This is a genomic window from Streptomyces sp. NPDC002092 (assembly GCF_053593775.1).
The window spans coordinates 148,775-164,095 of record NZ_JBSFDG010000003.1 but is presented as its reverse complement, the minus strand read 5'-3'; the positions used below and the strand labels follow the sequence as shown (position 1 = coordinate 164,095).

Sequence of the window (15,321 nt, the reverse complement as noted above, 5' to 3'; positions counted from 1 at the left end):
CCCCCGCATCCTGCCTACCAGCCGGTTCCCGCCCCGTACCATCAGGCCCCCGGGCCGTACCCGCCCGCTCCCGCCTGGCCGCAGTACGGCGGTGGGGCCTGGGGACCGGTGGGCGGGCCGGGGGCGGCCTGCCAGGTGTGCGGGGCGACGCCTGCCGCGCCGGTGACCATCCGTGGCCACCAGGGCATGGTGGTGATGATGCGGTTCCTGCGGCGGGAGGGGGTGTTCTGCCGTACCTGCGCGCTGGCGAGCTTCCGGGACATGCAGGCGGACACCATGGTGATGGGCTGGTGGGGACCGCTGTCGGTGCTCATCACGCCCTTCACGCTGCTGGGCAACCTCAGTGCCCTGTCCGGCATCCGGCGCATCCCGGAGCCGGTCACGGCGGGCTTCCGGCCGCCGCTGGACCCGGGCAAGCCGGTGTTCCGGCGACCGGCGGGCATCCTCGCCCTGATCCCGCTGGGCCTGGTCGGCCTCGTGGTGGCCGCGATCCCGGTGCTCCTGATCATCGGCCTGGTGGTCGGGCCGAGTCACGGCAGCGACAGCACCGACAGCGACGTCGACTATCCGACCTTGACGGTCGGCTCGTGCGCCCGTAACGCCACGGACTGGCCCGCACAGGATCTCAGGCCTGAGCCCTGTGACTCCCCCACCGCGGAGCTCCGCGTCCTCGCCCCGACGAAGGGCGAGTGCGCGCCCGGGGACTACCTGGCCTACCTGGAGTACAGCAAGGACGGCCATACGGGTCTGTGCCTGCACCCCCTGAAGCGCTAGTTCCCGTCCAGCACCGCCCGCCACTCGGCGACCGCGGCCGCCGACACGGGCCCGTCCCAGCCCCCGGGCCTGGCGGCCCCGCCGATGTGGAAGGCGTCGATCCCCGCGGCCCGCAGCGGTGGCACATGCTTCAGCCGCAGCCCCCCGCCGACCATGATCCGCGGCTCGTAGCCGGGCTCCCCGCACCGCGCCGCCTCGGCGAGCAGCGTGGGGAGGCCGTCGTCCACCCCGGCGGCCGAACCGGCCGTGAGGTAGGTGTCGTGCCCCGGCAGGCCGTCCAGCTGCTTGCGCAGGGCGTCCCGGTCCGCGGCCCGGTCGATCGCGCGGTGGAAGGTCCAGCGGCAGCCGTCCAGTTCCGCCACGAGCCGCTCCACGGCGTCCAGGTCGACCTGCCCGTCCGCGTCGAGGAACCCGAGCACGAACTGGTCGGCCCCGGCCGCCCGCATCTCCCGGGCCACCCGGACCAGCCGCTCCACGTCCCCCGCCGCGAACCCGTCGCCCGGCCGCAGCATCACGCGCAGGTCGATGTCGACGGCGGCACGGATCCCGGCGAAGGTCTCGACCGGCGGGGTCAGCCCGTCGGCCGCCATGTCGGCGACCAGCTCCAGCCGGTCCGCGCCTCCGGCCTGGGCGGCGACCGCGTCCTCGGCGTCGAGGGCGATCACCTCCAGGACTGCACGCATGCTCATAGGGCCCCTTCCGTCGGTGTTCCCCTGGAGCGACTACAGGTCTAGTCCAATCTCAGGGTACGACGCCGGGGTGGACGACCGCGAGATCGCCCCCACGCGGAGGGGATCAAGCCCCGGCCGGCGAAAATTCAGCCCCTCCGGCGTTTGAGGAGCGGGGGTCCGGGGGCTGGCCCCCGGTACGGGACGGGTAGGGGCGGCGGGGGCGAGATCACCCCCGGCCCCTGCTGCAGCCGCGGTCCGTCAGCCGAACATGTTCAGCTCCGCCGCCTCCGCTCCCACCAGCTCGTACGACGTGCCCTCCGGCACCGAACGGCCCGCGCACAGCCGTACCAGCGTTGCGGAGTGGCCGATGAAGCGCGCCGGGTTCCGCTCCCCGCTCGCCTCCCCCAGCAGCAGCGGCTCGTCCACGTCGTCCAGGTCGGCGTGCAGCGGCAGGCGGCCCCGCTCGCGGGTGATCCGGGCGAGCAGGGCGAGGGCGTCCGGGAGGCCGGGGCCCCCGTAGGCCTCCGGCTCACCCCAGACGTCCCGTACGTCGCCCGCGTGCACCCACTCGCCCAGCGCGACCCGGTCCAGCACACCGCCCGCCTTGGCGATCGCCGGTCCGGCCTCGGTCATCCCGCGCTCCAGCTCGTCCACGACCTGCTGGTTCGTCCAGTCGGCGCGCTCGGCGATGTCCCGGTCGTTGGAGGCGGGCGAGAAGACGCCCTCCTCGAAACGGCTCTCCACCACCCGCAGCAGCGCGGCGGAACAGTGCGCGAGAACGTCCCGGACCGTCCACCCCGGGCACGCGGTGGTCGGAAGGGCGAAGTCCTCGTCCGGGCGGGCGCGGAGGAGGGGGATCAGCGCGTCGCGCTCGACGGCCAGGAGACGTCCGGGCAGTTCGGGGTCGCGTACGTCGTCAGTTGTCGTCATGGGGGCCACGCTAGGCCCTGTCGTCAAATTCCCGTCGTCCGCCCGAAGGGCGGGCCCGGCGGCATGGGGGTCCCCCCGCGCGAGGTTGTTCGAGCGTGGGGGAGCGTGCGATCGCAAGGCGCCGGAGCGCCCTCGTGGCGGAGCCACGTGGGCGGTCGGCAACGCGGCGAGCGGGCGTGCCAGGCGTCGCCGGGCAGGCGGGAATTTGACGACAGGGCCTAGGGGCACCGAGTGATCGACGGGAGAGGCCGCAGCCGCCCAAGAGGCAGGAGAATGAGCGCATGGCCCCTCACGCCCGCCCCGATGTCGACGCCCTGCGCACCCGCTGGACCCGCGCCCTGGAAGGCGCCCGGGCCCCCGCCGCCGGCCCCGACCCGGCCCCGTACGCGGACAACCTCCTCGCCCGCTGGCAGGAACCGCAGCGCCACTACCACACGCTCGCCCACCTCACGGCGGTCCTCGACCACGTCGACGTACTGGAGAAGTACGCGGCCGACCCGGACGTCGTACGCCTCGCCGCCTGGTTCCACGACGCGGTCTACTTCCCCGACCGCTCCGAGAACGAGGAACGCTCGGCCCGCCTCGCCGAGCGCGCCCTCCCCGAGGCGGGCGTCTGCGAGGCGAAGACCGCCGAGGTGGCCCGCCTGGTCCGCCTCACCGTCGGCCACGACCCGGCCGACGACGACCGCGACGGCCAGGTCCTGTGCGACGCGGACCTCGCGATCCTGGCCTCGCCCCCGTCCGCGTACGCCGCGTACACGGCCGCCGTACGCGAGGAGTACCACTTCGTCCCGAGCGACGCCTTCCGCACGGGCCGGGCCACGATCCTGCGCCAACTCCTCGACCTGCCGAGCCTGTTCAGGACGCCGTACGGACAGGAGCAGTGGGAGGCGACGGCTCGCTACAACCTCACCGCGGAGCTGGAATTGCTGTCGCTTCCGACCGGCCCGGCCGCATAGTCTGCGCCCCATGCATGCATGGGGCGGGGACCAGGTGGAAGAGGCCGTGGCGGGCTGCGTGGCAGCGCTGCGGCCGGCGGTGGACCGGGACTGGACGGAGGTGAAGGCGGCCGGGCTGGAGTGGAGCTGCCACGAGACGGCGTTCCACATCGCGGAGGACCTCATCGCGTACGCCGCCAACCTCGCCGGACGCGCCCAGGACACCTATGTCCCCTTCGAGATCAAGCTCGACGAGGGCACCGACAACGCGGGCCTGCTGCACGTGATCGAGACGACCGGCGCCCTGCTCGCCGCGGCCGTCCGCACCGCACCGCGCGAGGCCCGCGCCTTCCACCCGTACCCGTTCCGCAGCGCCAACCGCGAGGGCTTCGCCGCGATGGGCATCGCCGAGGTCCTCGCCCACACGTACGACATCGCGGGCGGCCTGGGCCTGGAGTACGAACCCCCGGCCGCACTGGCCGAGTCCGTCCTCACCCGCATCTTCCCGCACGTCCAGCCGAGTCCCGACCACTGGCGCACCTTCCTCTGGGCCACCGGCCGGGGCGAACTCCCCGGCCGCGCCCGCCTCACCGAGTGGCGCTGGAACAACAACCTCGTCCTCCCCACCGACCGCCTCACCCTCCAGGGCATCACCCCCGCGGCCGCACGCGACCTGGCGGCGGGCGGCGACGGTGGCTTCGACTGGATCGAGGGCGGCCCGTACGACGGCACCCGGGATGCCTCGGGCTTCATGGTGAAGGCGTACGAAGAGGGCACGCACCGCCCCGAGTTCGGCGTCTTCGCCCTCGTCCGCCGCGAGGACGGCCGCGCGGTCGGCGGTATGGGCTTCCACGGCGTCCCCGACGAGGCGGGCCGCGCGGAGATCGGCTACGACCTCACCGAACCGGCCCGCGGCCACGGCTACGCGACCGAGGCCCTGCGCGCCCTGTCGGACTGGGCCCTGGCGAGGGACGACGTCCACACCCTCTTCGCCACGATCGAACGGGACAACGTCCCGTCCCAGTCGGTGGTCACCCGCGCCGGCTTCAGGAAGACGGGCGAGGACGAGGAGGGGCTGGTCTACGAACTGGGGCGCTGAGGCCGCCCCTTCGGCCGCCGCAACCCGGACCGGGTCAGCAGCTGCACCACCTCCCGACTGCTGACCTCGACCGCCCCCGCCGCCACGACATCCGCATACCGGTGCGACGGAATGTCGTAGTGGTCCCGCTCGAAGGCACGGGAGGGCACGCCCAGTTTCTCGGCGAACGTGTGGAGTTCGTCGTAGGAGACGTCGCTGATCAGGTGGGACCACATGCGGCCGTGGCCGGGCCAGGTCGGTGGGTCGATGTATAGCGTCACGAGGACGACGACCCGCCCGTGGCCGAGGCCAGCGTGCCGACCGCGGCGACCTTCACGCCCGCCTTGTGGCAGACCCAGTGCGGGTCGGGGCCGAGTTCCGGCTCGACGTCGAGGGCGTGCGGGTCGCCGCCGCCGCAGACCGGGCACAGCGGCCAGCGGCCGTATTTCTCCAGCAGGGCGTCCTGGACGTCCTGCGCGACCAGCCCGGCGACATACCCGACGCCCTCCGGCCACTGCTCCACCCACCATCGCCGCTGGACGACGGACTCCTCGACCATGGACACCACGTCCGCCGCGGCGACCTCGCCCGCGGCCAGATCGGCGAGTACCAGGGCGCGTGCCGCGTGCAGCGCCTGCTCCAGGGGGCTGATGGGGTGCATGCCCCCATTGTGCGCACTCTTGACCGGGAGACCGAGCCGAAAATATCTTTCATTCGTGACCCAGGACGTGAAGGAAATTTTCGCCGGTTCGGTGGGGCGGGCGAGCGCGCCTCCCGCTCCCGCCGCCCTCGCCGCGAAGGTGCGCACGCTCGCGCCCTCCATGACCCGCTCCATGCAGCGCGTCGCTGAGGCCGTCGCGGGCGACCCGGCCGGCTGCGCGGCCCTCACGGTCACCGGTCTCGCGGAGCTCACCGGCACCAGCGAGGCGACGGTCGTACGGACGGCCCGGATGCTCGGGTATCCGGGATACCGGGATCTGCGGCTCGCCCTCGCCGGCCTGGCGGCGCAGCAGCAGTCCGGGCGGGCGCCCGCCATCACCACCGACATCGCGGTCGACGATCCGATCGCCGACGTCGTGGCGAAACTCGCCTACGACGAGCAGCAGACGCTGGCCGACACGGCAGCAGGGCTGGACACGGTGCAGCTGGGGGCGGCGGTCGCCGCGGCGGCGGTCGCGCGGCGCATCGACGTGTACGGCGTCGGGGCGTCCGGCCTGGTGGCCCAGGACCTCACCCAGAAGCTGCTGCGGATAGGGCTGATAGCCCAGGCGCACAGTGATCCGCACCTGGCCGTGACGAACGCGGTGCAGTTGCGGTCGGGGGACGTCGCCATCGCCATCACGCACTCCGGGTCCACCGGGGACGTCATCGAGCCGTTGCGGGTCGCCTTCGAGCGCGGGGCCACGACGGTGGCGATCACCGGGCGGCCGGACGGGGCGGTCGCCCAGTACGCCGACCATGTGCTGACGACGTCGACCGCGCGGGAGAGCGAGCTGAGGCCCGCGGCCATGTCCTCCCGGACCAGCCAACTCCTCGTCGTGGACTGCCTGTTCGTGGGGGTGGCGCAGAAGACGTACGAGACGGCCGCGCCCGCGCTGGCCGCTTCGTACGAGGCACTGGCGCATCGGCACCGCAGGTAGTCACAGGCAGTGGCAATGAGTCGCAAGTAGTCGCACGTACTCGCAGACACGAGACCGGACCGCACATCCGAAAGAGCCGCCCCCATGACCTCCACCTCCAGCCCCCGTGACCTCCGCGCCGAGTTGGAATCGCTGACCACAGAGGCCTTCCGGCCCGAACTCGCCGACATCGACCGCCTCCCCACCCTCGACATCGCCCGGCTCATGAACGGCGAGGACGCCACCGTCCCGGCAGCCGTGGCCCGGCAGCTTCCGGCGATCGCCGCCGCCATCGACGCCGTCGCCGAGCGGATGGCGCGGGGCGGGCGGCTGCTCTACGCCGGTGCGGGCACGGCCGGCCGGCTCGGCGTGCTGGACGCATCCGAGTGCCCGCCCACCTTCAACACCGACCCCGAGCAGGTCGTGGGCCTGATCGCGGGCGGCCCCGACGCCATGGTCACCTCCGTCGAGGGCGCCGAGGACTCCGCGGAGCTCGCCCGCAACGACCTCGACGCCCTGCGCCTCCTCGCCGCCGACACCGTGGTCGGCGTCTCCGCCTCCGGCCGCACCCCCTACGCGATCGCCGCCGTGCGGCACGCCCGCGAACTGGGCGCGCTGACCATCGGCCTCGCCTGCAACGCGGACAGTGCGCTCGCGGCGGCCGCCGAGCACGGCATCGAGGTCGTGGTAGGCCCGGAGCTGCTCACCGGCTCCACCCGCCTCAAGGCGGGCACGGCGCAGAAGCTCGTCCTCAACATGCTCTCCACGATCACGATGATCCGGCTCGGCAAGACGTACGGGAACCTGATGGTCGACGTACGCGCCTCGAACGAGAAGCTGCGCGCCCGCTCGCGCCGGATCGTCGCCCTCGCCACGGGCGCCTCGGACGACGAGATCGAGCGCGCGCTGGCGGCCACCGACGGCGAGGTGAAGAACGCGATCCTCACCCTCCTGGCCGGCGTGGACGGCCCCACGGCGGCACGTCTGCTTGAGGACTCGGACGGGCATCTGCGGGCGGCGCTGGCGGCTGCGACCCGCTGACCGTCAGGGCTGCCTACAGGCGGCCTGCAGGCCCTGCCTCACTCGTTCCGGTGACCGTCGCCCATCAGAGAGATTATGCTGTTGGCGACATAATACGTTGCGCGGTATGAACGACCTGTACGTGATCGAGTTGGAGCCCGAGGTGCGGTCCTGGCTTGAGCTGCTTCCCGACAACCAGCACCGGAAGGTGGAGGAATACGCCGATCTGCTCGCCACCCTGGGGCCACGGACACCCATGCCATTCGCTCGCCCTCTGGAAGACGGGGTCTACGAACTGCGCCCCACGCTGGCCGGTGTGGCCACGCGGATCACGTACTGGTTCGCACCGGAGCGCCGCATCGTGTTGCTCACCGTCTTCCGCAAGACCCGCATGCACGAGGCGGCACAGGTTGCCCGTGCGGTGGCCACCCGTAAGGTGTGCGCCGACGGACACGGACCGGCTCACAGGACGTACAGCCGCGGCGAGGAAGGAGCCCCGCGATGAACCACACCCACTGGAGGCTGGCCCGCGATAAGAAGCTGGCCGAGGGGGACACGGAGTCCCCGGAGGTCACGGCCGAGCGCGCGGAGATCCGGCTGGCCATGGCCTTCGCCAAGGCCGTGTACGACCGCCGCAAGGAACTGGGGTTGTCCCAGTCCGAGCTCGCCGAGCGCGCCGGGCTCACCCAAGCGAAGATCTCCCGCGTCGAAGGTGCCGACACCGTACCGACTCTGCCCTTGCTGCGACGTCTGGCCCTGGCCCTGGACGCTTCCCTGAACATCGCCTTGGACGACGATCACGAGGAGGTCACGTTCATCGCACATTCAGCTGCCTGACACCGAGCGCCGCGATGTACTCAACCCTCAGCAAGGCAGCCGGCCTTCGTTGTTGGCTCTGCGAACTCTCGCCCGCAACACCGCCTCCGGCGGCGCCGCCCCCACCGCCTCCGGCGGGCACTCCCACTCCCGCCCGCCGCCGACCGGCCGCAACTGCACCCGGCCGCCGACATGCCCCATGACCTCCCCGAGCCGCCCGTCCCGCACATCGGTTGCGTATGCACCGACGGCCGGCCGCTCCCCGCGCAGCACGGACGCCAGCTTCTCCGCCGTACGGACATTGCAGCGGCCGAGGTCGACCAACGCGAACGGCTCCTCGCTCGCGCCGGTCACGGGATCGACGCAGAGGGACGGCAGGGCCACCCCGACGCCCGTGAGGGCCTCCCGCAGGGTTTCGACGACTTCTTCGGTCGACCGCACGTTGCTCGTACCTCCACGCTGAGTTTGCTGTTCGCAACACAGAGTGGCCGCACCGCCCCTAACCTGGCCATACGAAACGTTCCAACAACCCCCTCCGTCCGACAGGGAGTTGCACATGCCGGGACCGAAGGACCTCGATCCGTCGTCATCACCGCGGGCTCTGCTGGGCGCGGAGTTGCGGCACGCACGCGAGAAGGCCGGCTTGAGCCAGGAGGAGCTGGGGCTGCGGCTGTTCGTGAGCGGGTCGTTCATCGGGCAGTTGGAGGCGGGGACTCGGCGGATGCAGCCGGAGTACGCGCGGATGCTGGACGAGGTCTTGGAGACGGGGGGCTTCTTTCTGCGGAACTGCGGGGCGGCGGCGAAGTCGAAGTACCACGAGGACTTCGTGGAGGCAGCGGAGGCCGAGGCTCACTCGACGATGATCAGGCAGTACGCGCCACTCCTGATTCCCGGGCTACTCCAGACACCTGCGTACGCACAGGCCGTGAACCATGCGTACGACCCAATGGCGTCGCAGGAAACCATCGACGCCTGGGTGGAAGGCCGTATGGAGCGAACCCGCCTGCTCGACAACCCAACAAAGCCGGTGTTGTGGACCGTGATTGACGAGGCCTCCTTGCGCCGGGAGACCGGCGGCCGAGAGGTGATGGCGGAATCGATGCGCCATATCGCATCCCTGATCCGGCAGAGGCGGGTCATCGTGCAGGTGCTGCCGTTCGATGCCGGGGCGCACGCGGCGATGGAAGGTGCCCTGAGGCTGATGGAGTTCGAGGACGCGCCTCCGCTGGTCTACTTCGAAGGGCCAGGCACCGGACGCCTGGAGGACGACCCGGCCACGGTTGCCCGACTGAGGTTCAGGCTCGACCTGCTCGTGGCCTCCGCCCTCTCGCAGGACAAGTCCCTGGCCCTCATCGAGGCGTTGGCGCAGGATTACGCCCATGAGGAGCATCCCTGACTACGACCTGGGCACGGCCACCTGGTACAAGTCGAGCTACAGCGGTGGCGGTGGCAACGAGTGCCTGGAAGTAGCCCGCTGGCGGAAGGCGACGTACAGCGGCGGCAGCGGCGGCAACTGCCTCGAAATAGCCGACGGCCACCCCGCCGTCGTCCCCGTCCGCGACTCCAAGAACCCCCTCGGCCCGAAGCTCGTGTTCCGGGCCGAGGCATGGACGGCGTTCGTCGAGGACGTGCGGACTCACTAATAAGCAACCGTTGCCGCCTGGTGGGCGTTCAGGGCGGAGCGGATCTCCTCCTCGTCCGCCTGGCTGAGTGAGGTGTGCAGGACCTCGCCGCCGAACTGGGCTATACGCGGCAGCGCCTTGTCCGCGGTGGCGTCGTAGATCACCGCGATCACCGCGGCGTGCCCGGGTGCCAGGCGCTCGCCGAGGCTCTTGATGAACTGGGTCCGTTCGTCGTCCTCGGCGGTCGCGCCGACCGCTCCGCCCGCGGCCGCGCCGATGGCGGCGCCGAGCAGCGGCTGAAGGAGCAGCAGCCCGATCAGACCTCCCCACAGCGCACCGCCCAGGGCGCCGGAGGCGGCGGGGTGGGGCTTGCCGGGGATCTTCACCTCACCGTCGTGGTCACGGATGAGCAGTACCGCGTCGGCCACATGCACGGTGTGTTCGGTGTGCAGGGCGCGCAGTTCCGTGAGCGCCTGCTCGGCGATGGTCTCACTGGGGTACGCGACGGCGATCATGTCGGTCATCGGAATTCCTCCTGGTGCGACGGGACGCCGACCGACGGCCTTGAAAGTGTTCCCGGCCCTCGATCCACAGCGCCTTGCGATGGCTCCATCATGGAGTTTGTCGACCGTCTGAGTCAAGTGACAAAGTCGAGCTACTGAGAGGAGTTGCCGAGCCGGGTAACCGCCCGTTGTCAGTGGCGCCTGCGAGGGTGTGGGCACGGAGATCGAAGGGCTGGAGGGGGTACGGGATGACGGGCACGGACGGCGGCGGCTGGGCGGGCATGGACTACCGGGGCTGGCAGGACCACGTGGACGTGACCCGGCGCCTCGACGCCGGCGCCGACCCGGAGAGATGGGGCGTGGGAGGGTCGCGGCCCCTGCACCGGGCGGCGCTGTTCGGCTCGCCCGAGGCCGTCGCGGAACTGGCCCGGCGCGTGGCGGACGTGGACGCGCTGGAGGGCGGGACGACGGCACTGTGGGAGGCGGTGGCGGCGGGCCGTGCGGAGAACGCGCGGGCGCTGGTCGCCGCCGGAGCCGACCCGGGATGGGTGGGGCACGGCGGCTGGACGCCGGCGCGGCTGAGTCTCGCCGGACCGGAGCCCGAGCTGTTCGCCGCCCTGCCCGAAGCTCAGCCCGGTCTGACGGCGGCCGAGCGCGCGGTGGCGGCGGAGGCCCGACGGCTCATCGCGGCCCTCGGCGACTTCTACGACGACGGCCTGGGTCTGGCGTGCGTGGGCGGAATCGACGCGGCGGAGGCGATACGCCGCCTGGGGGCGACACCGGCCGACGCCGAACTGGTGGCAGAACTGGTCGCGGACCCGTTCGCGTACGACTTGGACGAGACCCTGAGGATCGTCGGCGTGACGACCGTTCCGGGCGGATGCGTCGTCACCCAGCCGTGGGGGTACGGCCCTTCGATGCCCGGCGTACACACCCGCCTCTCGGCGGGCACCGTCTCCTACGGCCTGTACGCCAACCCGAAGAGCGGCAACCAGGGCAGCATCCACCGCGACGGCGTCTGCGAGGGCTGGGACCTGCACCCGGGCGGCGGCCCGGACGCGGGGGACAGCCCCGAGGAGGTGCTGTTCTCGTACGTGTACAGCAGCCAGGCGGTGGCCTACTCGCTCGCGTACGCCGGTCTGCGCCCGACAGACGCCCGAGGGGTCGTCGGCCCGCCGGACCATTGGGTCGAACTGCCGGACCGCGACTACTGGGCGACCTGACACCCGCACCCGAAGCTCAAGCCCCGCGCCCCGAGCCCTCTTTTCTTGGAATGGGTGGCGGGCCTCAACCCGCCCTCCCACCCCGCGAGTTGACTTGACGCGTTCGGCTTGCCACGCACAGTGACGATCGTCTAGCGTGCCCGCATAACGAACAGCCCCCGCCAGGTGCTACCAACACCTGCGGGGGCTTGACCTACAAGATCGAAGGACAAGTTCGATCCCATGGCTGATGCCAAGCTTAGTGCTGCCTTCCCGCCCGCGCACGCGACCCCGCACCCGATGGCCAATCCGGGTTACGGCAAACGGTCAGCGCCCGACCAACACCCCCGAACCGCCCACGACTTCACCCACCTCCCACCCCGCGAAGCCGCAGTCGCCGCCTACATCGACCGCCTCCCCGACGGCGCCGACATCTCCGTAAAGACCCTGGCCAAGACGCTGCCGTACGGCCAGTGCGCCCTCCGCACGGCCCTCAACAACCTCCAACGGGCAGGCCACTTGCGCCGGGGCCGCGAACACCTGACGGATTCGAAGAGCCCCCGCTGGATCACTCGAACGTGGTTCACCCGAACCGCACGCGACGACGTCTGGTGGGCGGCCTTCACCCGAGGCGACGTACCGCAGGAGCCACCGGAACGAGCCCGCCCCACCCGATCCCGCGCCCACATCCTCCTCGCCGCCCTCGGCCGTACGGCCCCCGCCCTGTCGCTCTCGCAGGCGGAGTGCGCGACGCTCGCTCCGCTGTTGACGGAGTGGTTCGCGCGAGGGGCCACGGACGAGGGTGTGGTCCGTGCCCTGACCTCCGGCCTGCCCACCCCGGTGCACAGCCCGGCAGCCCTCGTCCGCACCCGTCTGACCGGCAAGCTCCCACCCGAGCCCGCACGAGAGCCGCAACGCCCGCCCCTGCGCGTCCTGGAGTGCGCGAAGTGCGGCGCTCCGGGCCGCCCGGAGGCCCTGCCGGGCGGCATCTGCGGCCCCTGCCGGGGCGAACGCGCCCCCGGCCACGACCACACGCCTCTTCCGGCCTCCGCAGTCCACACCCGCGCGGCAGCAATCCGTGCCGCAATGGATCAACGACGACACGAGGGGACACCCGCATGACAGCTCCCACGGTCCGACGTCACCACTCCGGGGCACGATGGGAGGAAGGAGGCGACGCCATGACCCCTGACACCACTGACCGCCCGCAGATGTCCGTCGAGGACTTCGAGGAACTCGTCCGCAGGGCTCCCCGTGAGCTGCGCAACAGGCTGGAGCTCCTCGGCGGGAGGCTCTGCATCCGGCACGGCCCGCTCGACGTCGAGGAATTCGAGGAGCTGGCCGCTGCCGCTCCCGAAACTGTGCGGCTGGAGTACATCAACGGAAAAGTAGAGGTCAAGGCAATGCCGGACGGCAACCACCGCTCGATCTTCATGTGGCTGCTGCGCCAGTGCATGCAACACCGGCCGGACCTGGACCTCGTACCTGAATCGGGAGTCAAGGCCGAGAGCTACCGCAAAGGTCGCGCCCGCACGGACGGCACCCTTGTCCCTGTGGACCACTTCAAAGGAGACGGCGAGTGGTCCGACGCCGATGGCTCCCTCATGGCCGTGGAAATCACCTCTCACGACCGTGGCACAGACCAGCGCGACCGCATCGACAAGCCCATCGGTTACGCCGGGGCCGACATCCCCGTCTACCTCCTCATCGACCGCGACAACAACACCGTCACCGTCTTCAGCGAGCCGAAAGACGGCCGCTACCAGCAGTCCCTCTCCTATCCTTGGGGGGCATCCGTGGAGCTCCCCCACCCCGTGGGTTTCACGCTCAAAACCGAAGCACTCAAGGACTACGCCGACTAACCCCATGAACCACGCCCAGCTGACCGCCCTCGGCCGCGCCCTCCGCCTCCTCGGCGAGCACGGCGAGGCCCTCACCGCCGACACCCCGGACGCCAAACTCCACGAGGTCAAGGCCGACATGAAGCGCGCCCTCGACCTCCTGCAAGAGAGCGTCACCGGCGCCGCGCCCGCCACCCGCTGCCCCGAGCATCCGAACGGCCCGGTCGACGAGAACGCCCACGACCTCTGCCTGCTCTGCGAGACCCGGCGCCGGGCGGCCCGCCGCGCCGAGTTCAGCGGCGGCCCCGTGCCCCAGGCGGCCACCGAGACGGCCCCCTCCCGCTACGGCGTCAGCGCCGACCGCCCGCAGCCGCAGCAGCGCTGGCTGGCGGAGGCGTGGAACGGCCAGACCTGGCACCTGTGCGGGACGCCGAGGCGGGACCGGCGCGAGGCCGAGCTGTACCTCGCCGCTCAGCGCCGCGGGCCCCGCCCCGCGATGGCGTACCGGCTGGTGCACGAGTTCACCGACTACGAGGTGCTGCGCGTCTGGGGCACGCCGGTGAAGGTCGACATCGAGCCGTTGGGCAATCTCTAGCGCCTCCTACTTGAGGAGCGGGAGCGGTGCGAACTCGTACCCCTCCCACAGCCGCCGCGACGTCTCCTCCGGGTAGGGCGCGACCTGTGCCTTCGGCCCGGCATCCAGCACCTGGACCAGGCGCTCTTCCGTCTCGAACGCCGGCCAGCCCGGATCCCCGGTCCGCGCGAACGCCGTCCACGACTCCCGGAAACGGGACGACAGCGCTTCCCCCTCCGCGGTGGCCCCCGTACCCGCGAACAGCAGCTGCCCCAGGTCCGCCTCGAACGTGCCGAACAGCAGCGGAATGTCCAGCCCGTGGCACGCGCCGAGGCCGCCCCCGCCGCCGGGAGCCGCCCAGGTCAGCTCGTACACATGGGCGCGCCCGCCGCCCGCGACCTGCGCCTCGGCCAGATGCAGGGAGGGCATGTTGAACAACCAGTCCGTCTGCACGCGCTCGAACAGCTCACCCGGCGTGGCCTCCGGGAAAGCCGCGCGGTACGCACGCTCCCCGTCCGGCCCCGGCCCGAACGTCCGCAGCGCCCAGCCCGCCTGCTCCTCCCCGATCTTGCCCAGCATCCCGCCGATGGCGAGGAACAGCCGGAACTCGTCCCGGTTGTGCCCGACGAGCAGATCGACGTCCTTCCCCGCGCCCGCCTTCAGCGCCTGCCAGGGCGTGCACGGCAGCACCTCGCCGTCGACCACCGGCGAGAAGGGCGTCGCCGTCGGGGCCACCTGTCCCCACCGGTCCGCGTACGACATCATCCGCGCGCTCAACGCCTCGCCCACCGAGGTCAGTTGACGGGGGTCGACGGTCGCGAGATCGGCCGCCGTCGGCCGCAGTCCCGCCTCCTCCGCGATGGCGGACGCGATGTCACGGGCCAGCTCGCCGGAGAAGTAGGTCCCCGGCACACTCTGCGCGACGGCCCGCCGGAACAGCCCCCGCGCGCTCGGCATGGCCAGCAGCGAGGCCACCGACCCGGCCCCCGCGGACTCACCGAAGACGGTCACCTGCCCAGGATCGCCGCCGAACTCCCCGATGTTGTCCCGCACCCACTCCAAGGCAGCCACCTGGTCGAGCAGCCCCCGATTGGCAGGCGCCCCCTCGATGAGGGCAAACCCTTCGATCCCCACCCGGTAGTTGAGCGTCACGACGACCACGTCACCGTCACGGGCGATGCGCTGGGCGTCATAACCGGGACTGCCGGAGTGCCCGAGCTTGTAGGCCCCGCCGTAGATCCACACCATCACCGGCCGAAGACCGCCCGAACCCGCCTCGGGCGTCCAGACATTGACGGTGAGCCACTCATCGCCTTCAGGAGCCGCCACCACCGCCCTGCGTCCCTGGAAGCCGGACTCCTGCGGGGGCGGCGGCCCGAACTCGTACGCCTCCCGGGTCCCCTCCCAGGCCCGCACCGGCCGCGGCGCCCCGAACCGGTCCTTCCCGACGGGCGGTTCGGCGAACGGAATGCCGCGGAACACCGTCAGCCCGTCCTCCCGGCGCCCACGCACCGCTCCGCCGACGGTACGCACGACAGTGGTCGTCATCATCAACTCCTGGTCTGGATCGCTGCGGGCAGCCACATGATTTCAGCCCGTCCGGCGTTTGAGGACGAGGCCGAAGGCCGATGGGGGTCTGGGGGCGCAGTCGGGAGGTGTCGGCAGACGGCGGCGCAGGTGGCCGAAGGCCCAGCCGTGGATGGGGGGCTTGACGAAGTTGTAAAGGACCTCGG

The 15,321-nt window shown here is 71.6% G+C and carries 21 protein-coding genes; 13 read left to right on the top strand and 8 right to left on the bottom strand.

The window, feature by feature from the left end:
* Positions 1–41: 41 nt before the first annotated feature.
* Positions 42–263, bottom strand: coding sequence for a hypothetical protein (locus ACWCRD_RS08235; protein ID WP_450965119.1), 222 nt, complete (start codon positions 261–263; stop codon positions 42–44).
* On the opposite strand from ACWCRD_RS08235, the gene ACWCRD_RS08230 reads away from it, so the two are divergent.
* Entirely contained in the window at positions 262–774 is a 513-nt protein-coding gene (locus ACWCRD_RS08230) for an LppU/SCO3897 family protein (protein ID WP_450965118.1), read from the top strand. The genes ACWCRD_RS08235 and ACWCRD_RS08230 overlap by 2 nt on opposite strands.
* On the opposite strand, the gene ACWCRD_RS08225 is transcribed toward ACWCRD_RS08230, so the two are convergent.
* Together ACWCRD_RS08225 and ACWCRD_RS08220 are read right to left on the bottom strand one after the other, a co-directional pair.
* Entirely contained in the window at positions 771–1,463 is a 693-nt protein-coding gene (locus tag ACWCRD_RS08225; protein WP_450965117.1) for a copper homeostasis protein CutC, read from the bottom strand. The two genes, ACWCRD_RS08230 and ACWCRD_RS08225, sit on opposite strands and share 4 nt — an antisense overlap.
* 240 nt (positions 1,464–1,703) lie before the next feature.
* Positions 1,704–2,375 (bottom strand): maleylpyruvate isomerase family mycothiol-dependent enzyme, encoded by a 672-nt coding sequence (locus tag ACWCRD_RS08220; RefSeq protein ID WP_450965116.1) that lies wholly within the window; start codon positions 2,373–2,375, stop codon positions 1,704–1,706.
* Positions 2,376–2,656: 281 nt separating this feature from the next.
* Between ACWCRD_RS08220 and ACWCRD_RS08215 the strand changes: the two genes are divergently transcribed.
* Both ACWCRD_RS08215 and ACWCRD_RS08210 read left to right on the top strand, forming a co-directional pair.
* Complete coding sequence (locus ACWCRD_RS08215; protein ID WP_450965115.1) at positions 2,657–3,334, top strand: HD domain-containing protein; 678 nt, start codon at positions 2,657–2,659, stop codon at positions 3,332–3,334.
* A gap of 10 nt (positions 3,335–3,344) precedes the next feature.
* Positions 3,345–4,412 (top strand): GNAT family N-acetyltransferase, encoded by a 1,068-nt coding sequence (locus ACWCRD_RS08210; protein WP_450965114.1) that lies wholly within the window; start codon positions 3,345–3,347, stop codon positions 4,410–4,412.
* Here the strand turns inward: ACWCRD_RS08210 and ACWCRD_RS08205 are convergent.
* Together ACWCRD_RS08205 and ACWCRD_RS08200 are read right to left on the bottom strand one after the other, a co-directional pair.
* The gene (locus tag ACWCRD_RS08205) at positions 4,394–4,672 is read right to left on the bottom strand and encodes a DUF4031 domain-containing protein (RefSeq protein WP_450965113.1); all 279 of its coding nucleotides are present in this window, start codon (positions 4,670–4,672) and stop codon (positions 4,394–4,396) included. The genes ACWCRD_RS08210 and ACWCRD_RS08205 overlap by 19 nt on opposite strands.
* Positions 4,669–5,052, bottom strand: a complete 384-nt coding sequence (locus tag ACWCRD_RS08200; RefSeq protein WP_344399627.1) for a hypothetical protein — start codon at positions 5,050–5,052, stop codon at positions 4,669–4,671. The genes ACWCRD_RS08205 and ACWCRD_RS08200 overlap by 4 nt, the downstream gene beginning before the upstream one ends.
* A 55-nt stretch (positions 5,053–5,107) precedes the next feature.
* Here ACWCRD_RS08200 and ACWCRD_RS08195 point away from each other — a divergent pair, with 55 nt between their 5' ends.
* From ACWCRD_RS08195 to ACWCRD_RS08180, 4 genes are all read left to right on the top strand, one after another.
* Entirely contained in the window at positions 5,108–6,031 is a 924-nt protein-coding gene (locus ACWCRD_RS08195; RefSeq protein ID WP_450965112.1) for a MurR/RpiR family transcriptional regulator, read from the top strand.
* 84 nt (positions 6,032–6,115) lie between these two features.
* On the top strand, positions 6,116–7,051 hold the full coding sequence (gene murQ / locus ACWCRD_RS08190) for an N-acetylmuramic acid 6-phosphate etherase (RefSeq protein WP_450965111.1): 936 nt from the start codon (positions 6,116–6,118) through the stop codon (positions 7,049–7,051).
* Positions 7,052–7,157: 106 nt separating this feature from the next.
* The gene (locus ACWCRD_RS08185; RefSeq protein ID WP_450965110.1) at positions 7,158–7,535 is read left to right on the top strand and encodes a type II toxin-antitoxin system RelE/ParE family toxin; all 378 of its coding nucleotides are present in this window, start codon (positions 7,158–7,160) and stop codon (positions 7,533–7,535) included.
* A complete protein-coding gene (locus ACWCRD_RS08180) occupies positions 7,532–7,867 on the top strand; it encodes a helix-turn-helix domain-containing protein (protein ID WP_450965109.1) in 336 nt (111 codons plus the stop codon). The genes ACWCRD_RS08185 and ACWCRD_RS08180 overlap by 4 nt, the downstream gene beginning before the upstream one ends.
* Before the next feature lie 27 nt (positions 7,868–7,894).
* Here ACWCRD_RS08180 and ACWCRD_RS08175 read toward each other — a convergent pair whose 3' ends face one another.
* Complete coding sequence (locus tag ACWCRD_RS08175) at positions 7,895–8,287, bottom strand: hypothetical protein (RefSeq protein WP_450965108.1); 393 nt, start codon at positions 8,285–8,287, stop codon at positions 7,895–7,897.
* A gap of 115 nt (positions 8,288–8,402) precedes the next feature.
* Between ACWCRD_RS08175 and ACWCRD_RS08170 the strand changes: the two genes are divergently transcribed.
* Together ACWCRD_RS08170 and ACWCRD_RS08165 are read left to right on the top strand one after the other, a co-directional pair.
* Complete coding sequence (locus ACWCRD_RS08170) at positions 8,403–9,242, top strand: helix-turn-helix domain-containing protein (RefSeq protein ID WP_450965107.1); 840 nt, start codon at positions 8,403–8,405, stop codon at positions 9,240–9,242.
* Positions 9,226–9,489: a DUF397 domain-containing protein gene (locus tag ACWCRD_RS08165; RefSeq protein ID WP_450965106.1), complete on the top strand. Its 264-nt coding sequence runs from the start codon at positions 9,226–9,228 to the stop codon at positions 9,487–9,489. The genes ACWCRD_RS08170 and ACWCRD_RS08165 overlap by 17 nt, the downstream gene beginning before the upstream one ends.
* Here ACWCRD_RS08165 and ACWCRD_RS08160 read toward each other — a convergent pair.
* On the bottom strand, positions 9,486–9,992 hold the full coding sequence (locus tag ACWCRD_RS08160) for a DUF1269 domain-containing protein (RefSeq protein ID WP_450965105.1): 507 nt from the start codon (positions 9,990–9,992) through the stop codon (positions 9,486–9,488). The two genes, ACWCRD_RS08165 and ACWCRD_RS08160, sit on opposite strands and share 4 nt — an antisense overlap.
* A 227-nt stretch (positions 9,993–10,219) precedes the next feature.
* On the opposite strand from ACWCRD_RS08160, the gene ACWCRD_RS08155 reads away from it, so the two are divergent.
* From ACWCRD_RS08155 to ACWCRD_RS08140, 4 genes are all read left to right on the top strand, one after another.
* Complete coding sequence (locus tag ACWCRD_RS08155; protein WP_450965104.1) at positions 10,220–11,194, top strand: ankyrin repeat domain-containing protein; 975 nt, start codon at positions 10,220–10,222, stop codon at positions 11,192–11,194.
* A 222-nt stretch (positions 11,195–11,416) separates the two neighbouring features.
* A complete protein-coding gene (locus ACWCRD_RS08150) occupies positions 11,417–12,295 on the top strand; it encodes a hypothetical protein (protein WP_450965103.1) in 879 nt (292 codons plus the stop codon).
* A gap of 59 nt (positions 12,296–12,354) precedes the next feature.
* On the top strand, positions 12,355–13,035 hold the full coding sequence (locus ACWCRD_RS08145; protein ID WP_450965102.1) for a Uma2 family endonuclease: 681 nt from the start codon (positions 12,355–12,357) through the stop codon (positions 13,033–13,035).
* A gap of 4 nt (positions 13,036–13,039) precedes the next feature.
* Positions 13,040–13,609, top strand: coding sequence for a hypothetical protein (locus ACWCRD_RS08140; RefSeq protein WP_450965101.1), 570 nt, complete (start codon positions 13,040–13,042; stop codon positions 13,607–13,609).
* Between the two features lie 6 nt (positions 13,610–13,615).
* Here ACWCRD_RS08140 and ACWCRD_RS08135 read toward each other — a convergent pair whose 3' ends face one another.
* Entirely contained in the window at positions 13,616–15,136 is a 1,521-nt protein-coding gene (locus ACWCRD_RS08135) for a carboxylesterase/lipase family protein (protein ID WP_450965100.1), read from the bottom strand.
* Positions 15,137–15,321: the final 185 nt, after the last annotated feature.